Below are 17,631 nucleotides of genomic sequence, written 5' to 3' on the forward strand. Positions count from 1 at the left end.
TGTCGATGATTGCGGCGATTTTCGCGCTTGGCCTGCAAGTCGCGGCCCCGGTCGACCTGGACGCCATTCGCGAAAAGAGCGGACTTCCCGCCTTGGGCGCGGCCGTGCTCACTTCAGATCGGATTTTGTGGCAAGGCGTTTCCGGCGTGCGAAGGGTAGGCGAACGCGCCACGGCGCAATTGAATGATAAGTGGCACTTGGGCAGTTGCGGTAAGGCCATGACGGTCTACCTGTTAGCCCGCCTGGTCGCCGAGGGCAAGCTCACCTGGGAATCCACCCCCCGGCAAGTCTTTGGATCGCGACTCCCCGAAACCGTGACCGCGCTAGCCGATGTACCACTAAACCAGTTCCTGACTCACCGGGCCGGCGTCCCCAACCAGGCCAGCATCCGCCGATTTGATGCCGCCGCGGGCGGGCCCGATCGCGCCGGAGCCGTCTTCACCATCCTCAGCCTCGCTCCCCTCAGCGACCCGGGCGAAAGCTATCGGTACAGCAACATGGGCTACATCGTGGCCGGAGGAATGGCCGAGGCGGTCACCGGGCAAAGCTATGAATCGCTGATGAAAACCCGGGTGTTCGACCCGCTCGGCATCACGACCGCCGGTTTCGGCAACATGGCGCAGTTTGAAGCCAACGATCAACCCTGGCCGCACCGTCCCCCCGAGCGCCCCATGCCGAATCGGGGCACGCTCGATAATCCCCGCGTGTTTGCGCCTGCCGGAACCATCCACATGAGCCTGGCCGACTGGGCCAAGTTCGTTCAGGAGTTCCTGCGGAGCGGACGCGGGCAGTCGCGGTTGTTACCGCCCGACGTTGCCAAGGCCCTGCATCATGTCGAACCTGGGGCCACCTATGGCCGGGGTTGGATGATTGCCGATCGCGCCTGGGCCGGTGGACGGGCCTACCTCCACGCGGGAAGCAACACCATGAACTACGCCCTGGTATGGGTCGCATCCGCGCTTGATCGCGCCTATCTCGTCGTTACTAATTCGGAAGGCGAACGGGTCAAGGATGTCGCCGATGAGGTGGTACAGGCCTTGGTGCAAAGTCGACGATAGCGCCGCTGGTCGGGAAAACCGGGCCAAAGTGCCGGGCGGTCGGGCAAAAAAATGTCTTTCTCATAAAGAGATACTGCATGGCTCAGATCGCCACCTTTTGTTTGGAAAAGCTGTCCACTCTTCTTCCGCGGCCGACATAAAGAACGCTTCCCTGGCTTCGTTCCTTCGTTTACCGCTCGAAAAGCAGAGACCAGAGCGGTATCTTGAAAAGACTTGTCCGAGAGAAATTCCCCGAAACGCATCACGCTGGCCGACGTTGCGCGGCTAGCCCAAGTATCCGTTCAGACCGCTTCGCACGTTCTCTCCGGCAATACCACCGTGCGGCTGCCCGAAGCGACCCGGAATCGAGTCCGTGAAGCCGCTGTTCAACTGGGCTACCAACCCAACCGATACGCCCAGGCCATGCGCGGTGGGCGGAGCCACCTCGTCGCGATTTGGATGCCCATTGACCGCCCGGTGCCCATGTATCTTAACTTTCTGCAGGCGTTTCATCGTTGCGCCCGGGCGGATGGTTACGACCTGATGATCAACGGGCTGGATCGCGAGCAGGCCCTGGTTCCCGATCAGCCACCCCCGTCCCAGTGGCCAGTAGATGGCATCATCACGCTCGATTCTGGGAGCGCCGCCCAGGCGTTCCGCCGCCTCCCCGCCAACGGGCACCCTCCCATCGTGGTGATCGGGCTCGAAGAAGTCACGAACGGCGACTGCGTATCCTGGGATGCGACGGCCGGGGCCAAAGCGGGTGTGGAACACCTGATTGCGACCGGAGCCCGCCGGATTTGGTTCGTCACGCCCGAGTGGGTTTTCGAGCGATTCCCACGCGAGCAGAGACGCCGCGGCTACACCGAAGCGCTGCTCGAAGCCGGACTCAAGCCGTTCATCGTCGCAGCTCCGGGTGAAAACAGCGGTGCCGCCCGCACGGCCCTTGCCGCGGCCCTGGATCAACGCCCCGCACCGGATGCCATCTTTGCCTTCTCCGACACCCTCGCCATTGGCTGCGCCCGAGCCCTGGTGGATCGGAAGCTGAACATTCCCAACGACGTTCAGGTGCTGGGCTACGGCGATTCACCTGAAGGAGCCGATTTTGTCATTCCCCTTTCGAGCCTGGCCGTGCCGCTAGAAGAAATTGCACGACAAGCCTGGGCTTGGCTCGTTGAGCGCATGGACAAAAACACCCCGGAGACGCGCACATTGAACCTGCCCATGCGGGTCGTGCTCCGTCAATCCACGCGCCCTGCAAACGGCTGATTGTTGCGGGCTATCCCGCAATACTGCGATTTCGGGGACAATTTCTGCATTTTTTCGCCCCAGGGCTTGCAATGTATGCGGTGATATAAACATACTCGCTCAACCTGTCTAGACACAGACCGATGTGACTAGACACATTGCCCAGGTTGACGACGATGTCACCCGTCACGCCCCTTGGCGATCCCCTGGATCGCAGTCCGGATAAGCCGACGCACCAGCTGGTGCGCGAGCGGCTGGAGGATCTGGTGCGTCAGGGCGTGTACGAACCGGGAAGTCAGCTACCCGGAGAGCCTGAAATTGCCGCCGCCCTAGGCGTTAGCCGCATGACCGCGAACCGCGCCATCTTGGCCTTGGTGGCCGATGGAGTTCTGGAGCGCGCCAAGGGCAAAGGCACCTTCGTCAGCCAATCCCCCCGCGCACCCCTGGGGCTGCGCCGCGTGGTCGGCGTCGCGAACGAAGACCCCAGCTATGCGTGGGAGGATTTCTACTTCGGGGTCTTGCTCAGCTCCCTTTCGCGAGCCTGCCAAAGCGAAGGGTTGGAGTTTTCGGTTCTCGATCGTTTGCATCCTTCCTTGGATCAAATCGATGACTCGACCGGGGTCGTGCTCATCGCCTTCCCGCATCACCAACAGACCGTCGCCCGCGAGCTTGCCGACCGAGCCGGTCGGGTGGTCGCGCTGGGATGCAGCTGGGATGACTTCCCTTGGCCCACCGTCGATAGCGACAACATCTTAGGCGCAGGGCTGGCCATCGAACACCTTGCCGGATTAGGGCATCGTGACATCGCGTATGTAGGCGCATTCCCCGAAGACAGCAACACCCAAGATCGCTGGCGCGGCTACGAAGTTCAGATGCAACTGCGCGGCCTGACCCCTTACCGACCGCTGTTCTTTTCGCGGATGGATGGCAGCGACGAAGGCACGGATGGTCAAGTGATGGATCTGCTCACCGGCCCCCGTCCCCCGACCGCCATTTTTGCGGCGGGCGCTGAAGTCGCCCTTCGTATCACCTCGCTCGCACGCCGACTCGATATTCGACTGCCCCTTGATCTTTCGATCGTTGCGTACGACGAACCCAGCTACTTTAGCTTGATTGAACCCGCGATGACGACCATCCGCCAACCCCTGCGCGAGATGGCCGAAAACGCTCTCCAGATTCTGCTCCGCGATCGCACGCCCCCCCCGGGGATGGTCGTGCGGCACGCCCCAACTCTCGTCGTTCAGGCCAGCACGGCCCCCGTCCATCCCTAACCGCGGGATTCCCTCATGAAAAAAGCGTTTACTCTGATTGAGCTTCTGGTGGTCATTGCAATCATTGCAATCCTGGCTGCCATTCTGTTCCCGGTCTTTGCCCAGGCCAAACTTGCGGCGAAAAAGACCAGTGACCTCTCTAACCTCAAGCAACTCGGGACGGCGATGAACATCTACGCCGCCGATTACGACGACACGATGATCTCGTTCCCGTGGGCTCACCCCACGTGGACCAGTTCCCCCGCCCGCAGCATGGGTGCCTTCTGGACGGATCGCGTGATGCCCTACGTGAAGAATCGTCAGATCTTCTCCACCAACCACAACCGATCGACGGTCTACGGCCACCCGGCCAACGACCCTTACTGGCTGCCGGGTCAAACCAGCGCCACCGACACCACCCTTACCAACGTGTATCGCGTGACTTACGCGCTGAACCACATGGTGAGCCGTGGCGATGCCGCGCCCAACAACCCTGGCGCCACCAGCATGACGGCGGTGGATGAGCCTTCGACCATCGTGATGATGGGCCCGCAGCAGCAGGCCTGGACGTTCAGCCTGTGCCAGCCCGAATCGGCCGGATCGCAGACGATCAACTTTGTCTGGTCGATCTCCCTGAACAACTCGAACCCCGCGCTCAACTGGGGCTACGAACTGTTCGGCGGTCGCACCGTGGAAGGCGGCTTTAGCGGCGGCGCGAACTTCACCTATATGGATAGCAGCGCCAAATACGCCAAGGCCGTCGCCGGAGGCACCATTGCCGCGGACCCGCTGGCCTGGGGCAACGGCGACCTGTTCGTCGGCTACTTCCCGCGCGCTATCACGCGACGGGCGGTCAGCACCAACGGCACCTGCCCGAGCAACCGCGGCAGCATGGCGTACTAAGCCCCCTCGACATATATGATGCGGCGGGTCACCTGGCCGGGAGACTTCGCCGCATCCCCTCCCTCATCTTCACCATGAAAAAAGAGCTGAATCCGCAAATTTTGTACGTCCTGGGAGCCTTGGTCGTCGTTGGCATTGTGTTCGCGGTCATCAACTTTGCCGGCGTGGGCGAAGATCCCTCGAAGCCGCAAGGCAAAGACTACACCTTTAACCTCACCGATGAACGAGCGAAAGCTCGAAAAGAGGCCGGGATGCCGACCGGACCTGAAGGCACCGAGGCTCAACCCAACCAACCCCAAACCCCATGAAAAAGCATCTGCTCATCCTCATTGCCGCCCTCATGACCCTCACGTTTGCGGTCGGATGTAACGAAGCCGCCAGCACGGAACCCCAATCCGGTGACTATCAAGGTTCTCCCGGCGGGCGTGACCGCATGAACACTGAATCGCAAGGCGGCCAGACCGGAAACTAATCACGTTTTTTTGAAAGCACGGGTGATTGGCAGCCGCCGTCTCTCGTAAACTCGCATCATGCGTGGCGTGTTTACGGGAGCGGCGGCATTTTTTGCGGCCGCCGTTTTTTCGCAGCCTCTTCCCCTTGCCGAACCTCTGGCCAATCCCCTCGGCGGTCGGCTTGACCCTCGGATCCCCCGGCCCGAGGCCGTGATGGGTCACGTGCTGGGCGGAAAACACACCCGCAGTGACTTGATGCACGCTTACTTCCGGGCCGTAGACCAGGCCTCCGATCGGGTGCAGACGTGGCAATACGGCACGAGTCACGATGGTCGGCCGCTCATTTTTGCCGCCGTTTCTCACCCCAGCAACATGGCTCGGATCGAAGAGATTCGCCGAGCCAACATGCAGCTGAGCGAAAATCCTGGTTCGGTCTCGGACGCCCAACTGGCCCGAATGCCGGTGGTTCTCTGGCTGGGTCATGGCGTTCATGGCAACGAGCCGAGTGCGGCCGAATCGGCTTTGCTCACGCTCTACACCTTAGCCGCCACCCAGAGTCCGCAAGCCGAAGAGCGGCTGCGCAACGTGGTCATCATCATCGACCCCCTTTACAACCCCGATGGTCACGACCGCTTTGTCCACTGGGTCAACACTTTCCGGGGTGCGACCCCCACCGCCGACCCCCAACATCGCGAGCACAGCGAAGCCTGGCCCGGCGGTCGAACAAACTACTACTTCTTTGACTTGAACCGCGACTGGCTCCCCGCCCAGCAGCCCGAAAGTCAGGCTCGCCTCTCGGTTTACCAAAACTGGCGACCGCAAATGAAAGCGGACTTTCACGAGATGGGGGGCGACAACCTGTTCTACTTCCACCCCGGAATTCCGACCCGCAACAACCCGAACACTCCCGACATCCTGAACGAGCTGACCATTGCCGCCAGCCGACCGATTGCCGCGGCGCTTGACCAAATCGGCTCGCTCTACTACACCCGCGAACAGTTTGATGACTTCTATTACGGCAAAGGGTCAAGCTATCCCGACATCAACGGCGCGGTGGGGATTCTGTTTGAGCAGGGATCGGCCCGCGCCCTGCGCCGCGACACCCAGAACGGGGAACTCACCTTTGCGGCAACGATCAAAAACCAGTTCACCGCGGCCATTGGCACCCTAGAAGCGGCATTTCAACTGCGACCCCGGCTGCTGAAAGCCCAACGCGACATCTACGCCAGCGTGCCGCAGTTTGTGGCCGATTCGCCCGTGAAAGCCTACGTGATCGATCTCGAGCTTCATCGAGGTCGGGCCGAGGCCTTGCTGAACACGCTGGCGATGCACGGAGTGCGGTCCGAAATTTTGAGCGAAGATCTGACCGCGGGCGGCCACACCTACCGCGCCGGTCGCGCCGCCGTGCTTAACCTCAACCAACCGCAGGCGCGCCTGCTCCGCTCGGCCATGGAACGGCGCACCCAGTTCCCCGACACCGGCTTTTACGATGTCAGTGCCTGGACGCTGCCCCTGGCCTTCAATGTCCGGTACGCCGAGCTTGACCGCGCACCGCGCAGCACCGCAGCCCGGCCCAATCGAACCGCCGTCAACGTGAACGAAGCCAAAGTGGCCTACGTTTTCCCGTGGGGTGACGCCAACACTCCCCGCCTGACCAACGAGCTTGCCCGCCAAGGACTGCACATGCGCCTGATGACGCGCCCATTTTCCGCCGGGGGACGTACATTCTCGGCCGGTCACGTTGTCATTCCGGTGGCGATGCAGAAAGTCTCCTCCGGGGAGCTGCTGAACATCGTTCGAAAGTCGGCGGCGGCCGGATTGGCGGTGAGCTCGCTCGATACGTCACTCACGAACATCAGCCGCATCAATGCTCCCATTGAGGGCGTCGATTTGGGTTCGCCCAGCGCTCACGTCATGCAGGCTCCCCGGGTAGCGGTGGTCAGCGGCTCAACCCAAAGTTCCAACGCGGTGGGCGAGGCCTGGCACACGCTCTCTTGGCGATGGGGACTGGAAACGACCCTTCTTGACTCCGTGGCCACGGCGGATCTCAGTCGGTACAACGTGATTGTGTTGACCGGGAGTTTAGGGGCTGTACCCAGCGCGGCGACGACCGGAACCGCCACGACTCCGGCCGTCACCAACGCCAGCCTAGAGGCCTTGCGCCCCTGGATCGAGCGCGGAGGCGTACTGGTGACCACCGGCACCGGTACCGACTGGGCCGCTGCGGCCGGGCTTCTTAGCCTCACCGCAAAGCCAACCCCCGACGCGCCGGCCGGCGAAAGCACCTACGCAAGTCGGCCCGAAGAAGCCCGCGCCCGCACCATTCCGGGCACGATTCTGCAGGCCAACTTTGACGTCACCCACCCCCTATCCCTGGGGCTAGATCCGGTGCTCCCGGTTTTGCGACGCGGGAACACGTTCTACACCGCTCCGGCCAGCCAGGTCGTGGCTCGGTACGCCGAATCACCGCTCTTGGCGGGCTATCTTCCGGCCGGACAAGATCGACGGGCGGCGGGGTCGGTCGCGATTGCGGCCAGTCGAAGGGGCCGAGGCGCGACAGTCGGCTTCGTGGACAATCCTAACTTCCGCGGGTTCTGGCTCGGGGGATCGGCGGCTTTTGCCAACGCGGTCTACTTCGGAAACGCGTTCTGAGGCACCCAACTTTCCACCATTCCACCATTCTGCGGTAGAATGGTGGAATGGCGCTGAATATCAAAGACGAAGCGGTTCACGCCCTCGCCAAGGAGATCGCCCAACTGACCGGTGAGAGCCTTACCGAGGTCGTGCGCCAGGCGCTCATTGTCCGGAAGCAAGCGCTCAGTAAATCGCAGCTTCACGAGCAAGCGCGGGAATACGCCGCTGAATTTGCGCGCCTGGCGCGAGAGAGCGGAGTCGATTTCCGGCAGGTTGAGCGCGACTTGTATGATGAATGGGGGCTGCCCAAGTGACCGTCGATACTTCGGCGGTCTTTACCGTTCTTCTCCAAGAACCTGGTTTTGAGGCCGTTGCACGAGAATTTGAACAGGCGGAGGAGCTTCGCATTTCTGCTGCCACGCTTGTTGAATGCCATGCCGTTGCGATTCGAGGCAAAAACCCCGAACTTGTCCACAACCTTGTAGGGTTTTTGAAGAGTTACGGAATCATCGTTGAACCCTTCACCCCCGAGCAAGCCGAAATCGCCGCGCGGGCCTACCGCGACTACGGCCGAGGGAGCGGCCACCCGGCGAACCTTAACCTCGGCGACGTGTACAGCTACGCCCTCGCCAAAACCCATCACGAACCCGTACTGTGCACCGGGGATGACCTGAGCCGTACCGACCTGCGCACCCGACCGGAACCTACCGCTTAATCGGGAAAATCTCGAGCCACCTGAGCGTCACATCCACGAGTGCTTCGGCGGTCTTTTTGCGGTCTGTCGCCCGGCGGTAGTTCATTCCGAATTCGAGTTGAATCGCGTCGATCCCGCCCGGTTGATGTGACCCGTAAGTCTGGACGATATACCCTCCATTGAACTTTGTCTCGCGGCTCATATCTGTAGCCGTCGGAATAAATGTCCACCCCTTTGATTCAAGCTGAGTTTGCCAACCTTGGGGGCCGGTCAGGGCGGCTTCTCCGTGCATCTCCAGCAGTGTCTTCAGCGTTAACCTAGAACGCGTTCCTCGGTACACCACTTCGCGGTTGCTGCCCTGCCCGTGAATGTCGTAAAGTCGCCCGCCGCCAAATTTGGCCCGCGCATGATCGACGGATTGACGCACGGCCAAGTGAAACGCCTCATAAAACGGTTCGGCGGAGGCATGCTCAAGAGCGTCTTCCAGCGGACGGTTGGCATCAATGAACCGGCGGGCAAAGCGTGCAATCACCACGTAGGGTCGCTTGCCGGTTCGAGCTTGAAAGGCATCTGAGATCGCCTCGCTGAGTTCGGCGGTTTGGGAATCAAGGACCGTCTCAAACTGCTGCGCCTTGCGCCCGGTGCGGGGATCGGTGCCCGTTCGCTCGGGTACCCCCGGCACGGCCGACTGCCCCCCGTGGGAAGCCGTGATGACCACCGGCAACTCTCCTACAGTGACACTGACCAACGGACTGGACTGGGGTTCCGGCGGATCCACTGGCAAAAGGAGGGCCCATAACATGATCTCCAGGCTACCAAATTCCTCTGGCCGCACGATTCGTCCCGCATAATTTCAAGTTCATGCGTACCGCTCTTCAAGCCGTCGAGACGTACTTTGCCGCCTTTAACGCTCACGACGCCGACGCCTTGCTGGCGACCCTGCACCCCAACGTGATCCACGACATCAATGAGGGTGGCCAAGAGGTTGGAATCGACGCTGTGCGGGCGTTCAAGGCGCACATGGATCGTTGCTATCGAGAGCACATCTCAGACCTGGTGCTGCTCACTCATCCTGACCATCCGACGCGCGTCGCGGCTGAATTCACCTGCTCCGGAGAGTACTTAGCGACCGATGGCGGACTGCCCCCCGCCACCGGCCAAACCTACTCCATTCCCGCGGCCGCCTTTTTTGAAGTGAAGGATGGCCATATCACCCGGGTCACCAGTTACTACAACCTGAAGGGCTGGGTGCAAGCGGTGAGTCCGGCCACTGATTAAGGCGCGTCGCCCCGCTTGCCCTGAGTACCACCCGATTGCGCGTGCTTGCGACGGCGCAGAATAGGCACCGTCCAGATCACGACGCCCGACAGGGCCATCATGGCCAGCGCAAGGGCAATCACGGGCGAGACCGTCGTACGGAGCCTTTCATCAAAAAAACTAAGGTCGTGGATATCTTCCACGAGCTGGTCGTTGCGGTTCCCCACCGCAACCACCTGGCCAGTTTTGCCATCGACCTGAACCTCGCTGTAGCCAACCGCACTCACAACCTTAAAAATGTTCTTCCCCGGGCGGTAGTCAATGCGATCAATGTCGTCGGCGGTGCGCAAATCGGGCCGTCCGGCGGAAAGGGCAGCCCGGGTGACCACATCTACCGAGACAACCTCGGCCAGCGACTCGACCTTTTCCGCCTTTCCGACCGGTGGCCGCATCCAGGGGATTTCGCCCTTCAGACTCAAGAGAAAACCGGTGACCGCCATCACCAAAAGAAAAAAGGCCGCCCCGATTCCGACGACCTTGTGCGCTTGACGCCACCAGCGATACATTTCTGTTGGTAGAAGTACCCCAAAACTCGTTCGCCTTGTTCCGGTCGACGACTTTGCCCCGTACCTTTACGGGTTTTTGCGGAAGTCCCTCACGTTTGATTGCGGTGATAGGAATACTAGTACGAATCGTGTGTCGGTTGCGGCGCGCGCAGGATAGGATTCAATGAGGAAATACGCATTCTTTGCGACGATCGCTTCGTTGGCGTTGGCCACCACGGCCCCGGCCCAACTGTTCGTCGAAGATTTTGAAGATGGCAATGCCGGCTCGCGCTGGACCGTGGTCTCGACCGGAGATGCCGGCGCCGATCCGTTCTTTGACTACTCCACCGTCGGAATCGCGGCTGCTCCTAACGGCAGCGGAACTCGGGGTCTGCGGTTGACCGCTAACGACACCGACGATGCGGGCACCGACCCGGCGGAAGCCATTTTTGCCCGTCTGAACACTCTGCCCGCCAACCCGCTGAGCGGATGGCGCATCTCGGTGGATATGTGGATCAACTATTCGGGCACCACGGCAACGACCGAATACGCCTTTGTCGGCATGAACAACGCCAACGGCGCGATTCAGCGTCCGACGGGCGGCACCACGGGCACCAGCCCGGCGACCGCAGTGGGCGGCATCAGCCCCATCACGAGCGGCTACGCCGTTGCCCTGACCGGAGATGGGGGCGCGGCCCGCGACTACCGTTTCTACAACGGTGCGAACGAAGATGTGACCGACAACGCGTTTGTGGGCAAGCACCAGCTTTCCCCCTGGGTTCCGGCGCAAGATTCGGGCAACGCGTTCTGGCAAGGCATGTTCACTCAGAACAATGGCAGCACCACCTTTACCGGCGAGGCCGGTAACCAGTGGGTGCGCATTCAGCTGGAATCCTTCAACAACATCCTGAGCTGGAGTGTGAACGGCACGCTGGTCTACCAAACCATCGACACCACCTTTGGTTACGAGCGACCGATTCTGGGCTACTTTGACCCGTTCGCTTCGGTCAGCCCCGCGTCGGCAGCGACGTTTGTCGTTTACGATAACTTCCAACTGGAATCGGTGCCCGAACCCATGACGATGACGGTTCTGGCCCTGGGTGCGCTCGCCGCGCTCCGCCGCAAGAAGAGCAAGTAAAGCTCAGCCCCTGTTGCGGAATCAAAGCCCCCTCGCCATTTGGCAAGGGGGCTTCTTTAATCTACGAAACGAAGACCGCGTGGCGCCGAAGCCATTCGACGAGCATCTCAAATCGAAATTCTCCGCGTTCATACATTCCGAGGACATCTCGAATCGTTGCGTCGGGTGCAGCTCGCAGCTCGTACCCATTGATGATCAAAAAGGTGTGCATCGTCGCAAAGGCAACCCGCTTGTTGCCATCCACAAAAGGATGGTTTTGCGACAAGCTTTCCCAAATCGCGGCCGCCTCTTCAATCAAGTCCGCGTAGTAGCCCGTCTGGGGCCGAAAGAGCGCCGACTCGATCAGACCAAAATCCCGGACGCCATCTGCGCCTCCGTAGGTACGGATGCCCTGCTCGTGAATGAAGAGAACTTCACCCAAGGTGAGGTACTTGGTCATTTCGCCAGCTCTTCATACACCGCGTGATACTGCGCCACACTCCGGTGGTATGCGGCGATGACCTCGGGCCGGGGCCGATGACCGGACTTTTTCTCAATCCAGTCTTTCAGCGCCTCCTCCACGACCGATTGAATCTGACGACCTTCCCCGGCTGCGAGCTCACGAACTTGGTCGAGAAGTTCGGTTTCTACCTGCGTTGCGAATTTTTGTCGGATGGCCATGTCGTCACCTCAAGTCGACCGCGATCGCCGTCTTGATTTATCATGACGTTTCTTCTTGACTTTGGGTTCCCATGAAGTCCAGTTAGTGAACGAACACCCCGAGCTTGCGCGCGGTGGAATACTCCAACGTGTCCTGCCCCACCGCCTTCAGGCGACTCACGGCCTCGGCCATGGGGACCGTAATGATCTCTTGCCCGTGCAGGCTCACCATCACCTGATCTTCCCCGCGCTCCAAGGCATCAATCGCCCCAACGCCATACGCGCGGGCCAAATTGCGGTCGCGCGCGTTGGGCGTGCCGCCGCGCTGAATGTGACCGACCACCGTGGCCCGCATTTCAAACTCATCTGGGGCAAGCTGCTCCACCAGATGCATGATGCGGTTGGTCACGCCGGCAAACCGAACTTCGCTGGCCGATCCCGCCTCGTAGCTCCGCTTCCCATCCACCACCGCCCCCTCGGCGACGACAATGACCGCCGATCCTTTCCCTTCGGCTTTGCGATCCCGCAAAAAGCGAACCAGATCGTCGATATCAAACGGGAACTCGGGCACAAGAATCGCATCGGCTCCGCCGGCCAAACCGGCTTTGAGCGCAATCCAACCGGTATGCCGCCCCATCACTTCCACAAACAGAACGCGGTCATGACTGGTCGCGGTCGTGTGAACCCGGTCGAGCGCATCCACCGCTACGCCCAACGCGGTGCTAAATCCAAAGGTTTGATCGGTGGCGGCTAAATCGTTGTCGATGGTCTTGGGAACCCCAATCACCCGCACACCGCGCTCGGCCAACTGCAGGGCCGCGCTCAGGCTTCCATCTCCGCCAATGACAATCAATCCATCAACGTTGATACTGGCCAAGTTGTGCCGGGCCTCCTCCAGAATCTCTTCCGGAATCTGGTTACTATCGCCCGCGCCCTTTTTGCCCCCAAATCGGCCCCGGTTGGTGGTGTGCAAAAAGCTGCCGCCCAAATGGCTGATTCCCCGCACATCGGCATGGGTCAGGATTTGGAAGGCCATGGGCGAGAGCACGCCCTCAAAGCCGCGACGAAATCCTACAAATTCGTACCCCAGCCGCGAACCGTAGTTCACCGCTGCGGCAATGACCGCGTTGAGTCCGGCGCAGTCTCCTCCGGCGGTCAAGATGCCAATTCGGCCTTTGCGTTGGCTCATCCAACTTCACTCTATCACTGTTGCTATATCCGTCGCCTGGCCGAAAAGACCTCGCCGGGACCCTTGGCAAGGCCGTCTTTGTGACTCGCCATTTTTCTTCAAACTGCACCCATGATCCACACCCTTTGGGAGCAAGGCCGTCTCACCGGCGACCCGATCCTCACCGCGCATCGCACGGTGGGCGATCTGGCGCAGTACTGGCAAGATGTCGATGCGGCCAAGGCCGCCGCCGACCGCCCGCTGTATTCCACCTACGCTTACCATCCCCAGCCCGATGGAACTCCAGGCGCTGTTTTGTGGGGAAGCACCATCTTGCACCCCGGGGATGTCGGCGGAGAATTCCATATGACGCGGGGACATTTTCACCTTGACCCCAGCCGGGGAGAACTCATCATCGTCACCGCCGGAACCGGGGAACTGATTCTCATGAACCGCGACCGAGCCGCGCACACCGTTCAGTTAGAGCCCGGCGTGACCTATTGGATCGATGGTGCATTGGCCCATCGAACCGTGAACACTGGCCCTGATGATCTGATTTTCTGGTGCGCGTGGCCCGCCGATTGCGGGCACGACTACGCCGCAATCGAATCGGAGGGCTTTAGCCTTCGCCGTTTTCGACCCTAACCGCCGCTCGGGCGGGCCGAAGCCGGCTGCGGACGCGTAGCCCGGGTATCGGCGCGAGGCGCGGCCGCCGGACGCGGCGCGTTGGCCACATTCAAAATCGCGCGGGCATCAAACAGCAAAAAGTTGCGATCTTTGCTGTTCATCATCACCACCACCCCGCCCGGAAACTTGGGCCCCAGGGGCTCGGTCGTGGCGTCCAAGCCGTCGGTTTCATCGGCCACGGTGGGCAACGTCATCAAAAAGGTCGGAGCGGCCGAAGTGCCGACCGCCGGGCGGGCAAAGGCGTGAAGCACGCTCCCGCCTTCAATCTGATCCACCGCAAGCAACACCGGGCGCGCGCCACTGGGCTTAAGCAAGGCAATCCCTTCGCGATCGGCGGTAAAGCCCTGCTGTCCAATGACAAACAGCTCCTTTCCGGCATTTTCGGCCTGGGGGTCGGCGGCCTGGGCGCGGATGCCAAATCTCTCATCGGCGGCATACACAATCCCGGCTTCGTTATCAGCGAACAACGCCTCAATCTCCCCGTCGCCCATCGCATCTCGCCCGCTGAACTTGCCAAACCGACGCACAAAGGTGGCATTCACCTTGTTCCCGTCCGCCTCAAGTCGGTATTGCGCCAAGTAGCCATCGGCCGGGCCTGCTTTGGGGCTCACAATCGCAAACACCGCCCCGTCGCGAGGTCGGGTGTACAGGGTGACTCCCATCGGCTCGCGACCCTCGCCCTCCGCATCCTTCAAAATCTCGGTGACACCGGAAACGTCGGTGAGCTTGCCCGACTCCCGGTCGATGCGGAAGACGCGGAGGCGATGCCTTTTGCGTTCGGTCACCACGGCGATATCGGCCTTGCCGTCCCCAAACGCAAAGCCGTAAGCGACATCAACGTTGTTCGGCCGGTCAAGGGGCGTGATGGCCTGGACTTGCTTGCCGTCCAGATTCCAAACGTAGAGCCCACCCTTTTCTTCAATCTTGTCGGTGCCCAAAATCAGGCTTCGCTCGGGGTTTGCTCGGTTCACCCAAATGGCCGGATCATCGGCATCGTTGGGTACGGGCTCGGTGCTCACGACCGGACTCAACGGAGCATTTGCGGCGCGAGGAGCTCCCGCCGGGGCCGTGGCCCCGCGCCCCGCCGGGCTATCAAGCGGCGAGGTTCCGACTCCCGCGCATCCCACTAAGGCGAGGCTGAAAACTGCCGTCCATCCCACCAAAACCGACCGCATACCCTTCATGATTGGTTGACGGATGGTACCCCTGCAATGTTAAGGGGTCGGCCGGGCTATTCGCGGGGCGTCAAGAGCTTAAACCGACGGGCGCGGCCATTGCTCCGGCTGAGCAAAGCGGCTTCGAAAGTGAACTCCGGGATCTCGCCCGCCACGGCCCGTTCCCCGGTCGGATCCAGCCCTTTCACCACTGCCTCTCGCAGTTGCGCCAGAGCGTCTTCTTGCTTGGCCTCGGCAAAGTTCACGCCTTCCACCGCCTCCACCATCGCCAACATAGCTTCTCGGGTACCCGCCAAAAAGGCCAAGTTTCGTCGCAAATGATAGTCACCGTCGTAATCCAGAAGATAAAACTTGTCCTTATCCGGCGACTCGTTGACTTCCCCAAACAGGCCGCGCACCACGACCGGCGACATGCGAAAGTCTCCGAACGCCCGTTTGAGCGGCTCGCTCAGGTGGGTGACCACGCGGGGCACCGTGACGTCTTCTTCGCTTCGCCGAAAACCTTCTTGATGGCTGAACTCCACCGCCGCCACGCGCAGCGCTTCCACATCGGATTGCAGGCCAATCGCCGAATAGGCGATGCGGTCGTACACTTCAAACAGCTTGCCCGACTGCGCCCGAAAGGTCGCCAGCACAATTCCATCGGGAATGGAAGCGGCCGCAACCGGGATCCCCGAAGCAAGTCGCCCCTCAACGTATTGGGCGCGGTGGCCAATCCCTTCTTGCCAGTCGTACGGAGTCAGCATGGTCTTCTCAAGTCTACGCCGCGAGGCCTCGATTTGAGGCACCCCCGGGCCCGGCGACACTAAAAAGCAAAACCGAGCTGACCACCGTTTTGGTGGGCCACCTCTTCCTCAAGGGTTCGAGCGATTCCGTCCATGCTAATGTGTCGCAGCTTGACCCCTTTCTCATCAAAGGCTGGTGTCAAGAGTCCGCCTCGATGACATTTGTGCGCCCACTCGCAACCGCAGAGCAAGGCGACGGGCCCGCTCTCGGCCAGGCGAATCACCTCGCCCACCGCCGTTTGAAAAGGTCGCCACGCGCGAATTTTGCTCCAATCGGCCTTGCCATCGGTTTGCAGGGCCGGCTGACTGGGTTTGCCGCCCAGCAGATCTCCGCGGTAAGAGTAGAGCAGCCCCGCCTCCTCGCAGCATCGGTCAATCACCCCTGGCCGAAACTCCGCCTGGTAGCGCGAATACGGCGACGTGCGGACATCAACCAAGTGGACAATGCCGTGCGCTTGCAGGCGCTTCCTCAGGTGAGCAAAGTCTTCCCGGCCGTAACCGACCGTAAAAATCACGGGTTCAGTCACGAGGCTTGGGGACGGCGCGGAGTAAAGCTGGTGCCGCAGCCGCACTGACGTTCGGCGTTGGGATTTTCAAAGGCGAATCCGCCCCCGATCAGGTTGCCCGTGAACACCAGGCGCGCGCCCTGCAAATAGGTCGCCGACTTGGGATCGCAGACGACGGTGATCCCATCTACCGAATCCTCTAAATCGCCCGGCCGACGTTGGTGATCGAGCTTAAACACGTACTCCAAGCCGCTGCAGCCGCCCCCTTTTACACCAATGCGCAGAAAAGAGGTTTCATCGCCCTTTCGGGCGACGAGACGGCGCACTTGTTCGCGGGCCTCGGGCGCAATTTCAACCGGAAACGTACTCACAGGCACCTCGCTCATGACTACTCCTTTTCTACGTCCATCGCCCAGTTGGCCTGGGCACTCGGGTGGGGCCGACCCGCGGCGGCCGCCAGTTTAAGCGGGGGGGACTCGATGCGCGACTCCATGATATCGGCCAGGGTGTACCGGTTCACCACCGAATCAATGGCGTACTGAACCTGCTCCCACATCGGCCGAATCAAGCAGTCGGTTTTGTGGACGCACTCTTGCTCGATTCCGTTGTAGCGAAGGCAAAAGTCATCGCCAAAAATGCGGCCGCCAAGCGGTTCCAAAATCGCCCGAATCGGCATTTCGGCCGGGCTCTTGGCCAGCGTATAGCCGCCGAGTTGTCCGCGCGTGCTCTTCACAAATCCGGCCCGACGCAAAATCGCCATCAGTTTGGCCACGTGGCTTGGGGTCATCCCTTCTTGCTTGCTGATTTCGGGAATGGTCAGCGAGCCGCCAGGGCCAAGCTTGGCCAGTGCCACCAAGCATCTCAGACCGTATTCTTCTTGGGCGCTAAATCTCATAAGTGATCAAAAAAAGGAGTTATTCGGGGGCCATTCAAAACAGGCCAAGTTCAAGGCGTATATGTTCCGGGATTCGGTCAATGCTAAAGGGAGGATCCCATACTAATTCCAGACGGACATCTTTGACCTGCGGCACCGTACGCGCCGCCTGTTCCACTTCCCCCGGCAGCGTTCCCGCCACCGGACAGGCGGGCGAGGTAAGGGTCATGGTGATGTCCACCGTCGCATCGGGATTGATGTTCAGCCCGTAAATGAGCCCGAGATCGTAAACGTTCACCGGAATTTCGGGATCGTAAACCGTGCGAATCGCCTCAATCACTTCGCTTTCAATGATGGCGCGGGTGATGCTATCAAGCGGTCGCGCCTCGGTCTCGGGGGAAAAAGGGATCGGGTCAGGCATGCGCTATTCCGTTTTGACCGATAGCCCCGCGGTCTCGGGTCGGCCTTCCAGGGCTTCGCGCAGCGCATGCCAGGCCAACATGGCGCACTTAATTCGGTCGGGATACACGGCATCGGCTGTGATCGCTTCACCGGCTGGCAGGACGGTGATCGGGTCGAGGCCTACAAGCTGGTCACCCAGCGCCGCACCCTGAGCACCTGAGCGCCGTGTCCCGATTC

24 protein-coding genes and 1 pseudogene are annotated in these 17,631 nt (G+C 61.0%); 14 read left to right on the plus strand and 11 right to left on the minus strand.

Annotated features, from left to right (window positions below):
- The first annotated feature begins 5 nt into the window (after positions 1–5).
- The 10 genes and pseudogenes from ACLNEE_RS11340 to ACLNEE_RS11385 all read left to right on the plus strand — a co-directional run bounded on the left by ACLNEE_RS11340 (position 6) and on the right by ACLNEE_RS11385 (position 8,239).
- Positions 6–1,058: a serine hydrolase domain-containing protein gene (locus ACLNEE_RS11340; RefSeq protein WP_412007125.1), complete on the plus strand. Its 1,053-nt coding sequence runs from the start codon at positions 6–8 to the stop codon at positions 1,056–1,058.
- A gap of 213 nt (positions 1,059–1,271) precedes the next feature.
- Positions 1,272–1,433, plus strand: a pseudogene (locus ACLNEE_RS11345) (LacI family DNA-binding transcriptional regulator); the annotation flags it as partial.
- Between the two features lie 87 nt (positions 1,434–1,520).
- Positions 1,521–2,306 (plus strand): LacI family DNA-binding transcriptional regulator, encoded by a 786-nt coding sequence (locus ACLNEE_RS11350; RefSeq protein ID WP_412007148.1) that lies wholly within the window; start codon positions 1,521–1,523, stop codon positions 2,304–2,306.
- 155 nt (positions 2,307–2,461) lie between these two features.
- The gene (locus ACLNEE_RS11355; protein ID WP_412007126.1) at positions 2,462–3,556 is read left to right on the plus strand and encodes a LacI family DNA-binding transcriptional regulator; all 1,095 of its coding nucleotides are present in this window, start codon (positions 2,462–2,464) and stop codon (positions 3,554–3,556) included.
- A gap of 15 nt (positions 3,557–3,571) precedes the next feature.
- Positions 3,572–4,438 carry a prepilin-type N-terminal cleavage/methylation domain-containing protein gene (locus tag ACLNEE_RS11360; protein WP_412007127.1) on the plus strand — a complete coding sequence of 289 codons (867 nt, stop codon included), beginning with the start codon at positions 3,572–3,574 and terminating at the stop codon, positions 4,436–4,438.
- Between the two features lie 74 nt (positions 4,439–4,512).
- Positions 4,513–4,746 carry a hypothetical protein gene (locus ACLNEE_RS11365; RefSeq protein ID WP_412007128.1) on the plus strand — a complete coding sequence of 78 codons (234 nt, stop codon included), beginning with the start codon at positions 4,513–4,515 and terminating at the stop codon, positions 4,744–4,746.
- Complete coding sequence (locus tag ACLNEE_RS11370; protein ID WP_412007129.1) at positions 4,743–4,910, plus strand: hypothetical protein; 168 nt, start codon at positions 4,743–4,745, stop codon at positions 4,908–4,910. Before ACLNEE_RS11365 ends, ACLNEE_RS11370 begins: the two co-directional genes overlap by 4 nt.
- A 193-nt stretch (positions 4,911–5,103) precedes the next feature.
- The gene (locus ACLNEE_RS11375) at positions 5,104–7,542 is read left to right on the plus strand and encodes a M14 family zinc carboxypeptidase (RefSeq protein ID WP_412007130.1); all 2,439 of its coding nucleotides are present in this window, start codon (positions 5,104–5,106) and stop codon (positions 7,540–7,542) included.
- Between the two features lie 47 nt (positions 7,543–7,589).
- Complete coding sequence (locus ACLNEE_RS11380; protein ID WP_412007131.1) at positions 7,590–7,838, plus strand: type II toxin-antitoxin system VapB family antitoxin; 249 nt, start codon at positions 7,590–7,592, stop codon at positions 7,836–7,838.
- Positions 7,835–8,239, plus strand: a complete 405-nt coding sequence (locus tag ACLNEE_RS11385) for a type II toxin-antitoxin system VapC family toxin (RefSeq protein WP_412007132.1) — start codon at positions 7,835–7,837, stop codon at positions 8,237–8,239. Before ACLNEE_RS11380 ends, ACLNEE_RS11385 begins: the two co-directional genes overlap by 4 nt.
- Here ACLNEE_RS11385 and ACLNEE_RS11390 read toward each other — a convergent pair.
- Complete coding sequence (locus ACLNEE_RS11390; protein ID WP_412007133.1) at positions 8,229–8,942, minus strand: N-formylglutamate amidohydrolase; 714 nt, start codon at positions 8,940–8,942, stop codon at positions 8,229–8,231. The genes ACLNEE_RS11385 and ACLNEE_RS11390 overlap by 11 nt on opposite strands.
- A gap of 137 nt (positions 8,943–9,079) precedes the next feature.
- Here ACLNEE_RS11390 and ACLNEE_RS11395 point away from each other — a divergent pair, with 137 nt between their 5' ends.
- On the plus strand, positions 9,080–9,496 hold the full coding sequence (locus tag ACLNEE_RS11395) for a ketosteroid isomerase-related protein (RefSeq protein WP_412007134.1): 417 nt from the start codon (positions 9,080–9,082) through the stop codon (positions 9,494–9,496).
- Here the strand turns inward: ACLNEE_RS11395 and ACLNEE_RS11400 are convergent.
- Positions 9,493–10,041 (minus strand): PepSY domain-containing protein, encoded by a 549-nt coding sequence (locus ACLNEE_RS11400; RefSeq protein ID WP_412007135.1) that lies wholly within the window; start codon positions 10,039–10,041, stop codon positions 9,493–9,495. The two genes, ACLNEE_RS11395 and ACLNEE_RS11400, sit on opposite strands and share 4 nt — an antisense overlap.
- A gap of 163 nt (positions 10,042–10,204) precedes the next feature.
- On the opposite strand from ACLNEE_RS11400, the gene ACLNEE_RS11405 reads away from it, so the two are divergent.
- Positions 10,205–11,158, plus strand: a complete 954-nt coding sequence (locus ACLNEE_RS11405) for a hypothetical protein (protein ID WP_412007136.1) — start codon at positions 10,205–10,207, stop codon at positions 11,156–11,158.
- Positions 11,159–11,219: 61 nt separating this feature from the next.
- Here ACLNEE_RS11405 and ACLNEE_RS11410 read toward each other — a convergent pair whose 3' ends face one another.
- From ACLNEE_RS11410 to ACLNEE_RS11420, 3 genes are all read right to left on the minus strand, one after another.
- Complete coding sequence (locus ACLNEE_RS11410) at positions 11,220–11,597, minus strand: type II toxin-antitoxin system death-on-curing family toxin (RefSeq protein WP_412007137.1); 378 nt, start codon at positions 11,595–11,597, stop codon at positions 11,220–11,222.
- A complete protein-coding gene (locus ACLNEE_RS11415) occupies positions 11,594–11,818 on the minus strand; it encodes a hypothetical protein (protein WP_412007138.1) in 225 nt (74 codons plus the stop codon). Before ACLNEE_RS11415 ends, ACLNEE_RS11410 begins: the two co-directional genes overlap by 4 nt.
- Before the next feature lie 82 nt (positions 11,819–11,900).
- Entirely contained in the window at positions 11,901–12,986 is a 1,086-nt protein-coding gene (locus ACLNEE_RS11420; protein ID WP_412007139.1) for a 6-phosphofructokinase, read from the minus strand.
- A 111-nt stretch (positions 12,987–13,097) separates the two neighbouring features.
- On the opposite strand from ACLNEE_RS11420, the gene ACLNEE_RS11425 reads away from it, so the two are divergent.
- Complete coding sequence (locus tag ACLNEE_RS11425; protein ID WP_412007140.1) at positions 13,098–13,610, plus strand: glucose-6-phosphate isomerase family protein; 513 nt, start codon at positions 13,098–13,100, stop codon at positions 13,608–13,610.
- On the opposite strand, the gene ACLNEE_RS11430 is transcribed toward ACLNEE_RS11425, so the two are convergent.
- The 6 genes from ACLNEE_RS11430 to ACLNEE_RS11455 all read right to left on the minus strand — a co-directional run bounded on the left by ACLNEE_RS11430 (position 13,607) and on the right by ACLNEE_RS11455 (position 17,413).
- On the minus strand, positions 13,607–14,671 hold the full coding sequence (locus ACLNEE_RS11430) for a phytase (protein ID WP_412007141.1): 1,065 nt from the start codon (positions 14,669–14,671) through the stop codon (positions 13,607–13,609). The genes ACLNEE_RS11425 and ACLNEE_RS11430 overlap by 4 nt on opposite strands.
- 212 nt (positions 14,672–14,883) lie before the next feature.
- On the minus strand, positions 14,884–15,573 hold the full coding sequence (locus ACLNEE_RS11435; RefSeq protein ID WP_412007142.1) for a hypothetical protein: 690 nt from the start codon (positions 15,571–15,573) through the stop codon (positions 14,884–14,886).
- Between the two features lie 59 nt (positions 15,574–15,632).
- A complete protein-coding gene (locus tag ACLNEE_RS11440) occupies positions 15,633–16,139 on the minus strand; it encodes a DUF488 family protein (protein WP_412007143.1) in 507 nt (168 codons plus the stop codon).
- Positions 16,136–16,504 (minus strand): HesB/IscA family protein, encoded by a 369-nt coding sequence (locus ACLNEE_RS11445; RefSeq protein ID WP_412007144.1) that lies wholly within the window; start codon positions 16,502–16,504, stop codon positions 16,136–16,138. The genes ACLNEE_RS11440 and ACLNEE_RS11445 overlap by 4 nt, the downstream gene beginning before the upstream one ends.
- Before the next feature lie 2 nt (positions 16,505–16,506).
- Complete coding sequence (locus tag ACLNEE_RS11450; protein WP_412007145.1) at positions 16,507–17,013, minus strand: RrF2 family transcriptional regulator; 507 nt, start codon at positions 17,011–17,013, stop codon at positions 16,507–16,509.
- A gap of 34 nt (positions 17,014–17,047) precedes the next feature.
- Positions 17,048–17,413: an iron-sulfur cluster assembly protein gene (locus tag ACLNEE_RS11455; protein ID WP_412007146.1), complete on the minus strand. Its 366-nt coding sequence runs from the start codon at positions 17,411–17,413 to the stop codon at positions 17,048–17,050.
- A gap of 66 nt (positions 17,414–17,479) precedes the next feature.
- On the opposite strand from ACLNEE_RS11455, the gene ACLNEE_RS11460 reads away from it, so the two are divergent.
- Positions 17,480–17,614, plus strand: a complete 135-nt coding sequence (locus ACLNEE_RS11460; RefSeq protein WP_412007147.1) for a hypothetical protein — start codon at positions 17,480–17,482, stop codon at positions 17,612–17,614.
- Positions 17,615–17,631 lie beyond the last annotated feature (17 nt).

It is taken from the genome of Aphanothece stagnina RSMan2012 (assembly GCF_046764815.1).
Classification (GTDB): domain Bacteria; phylum Cyanobacteriota; class Cyanobacteriia; order PCC-6307; family Cyanobiaceae; genus NIES-981.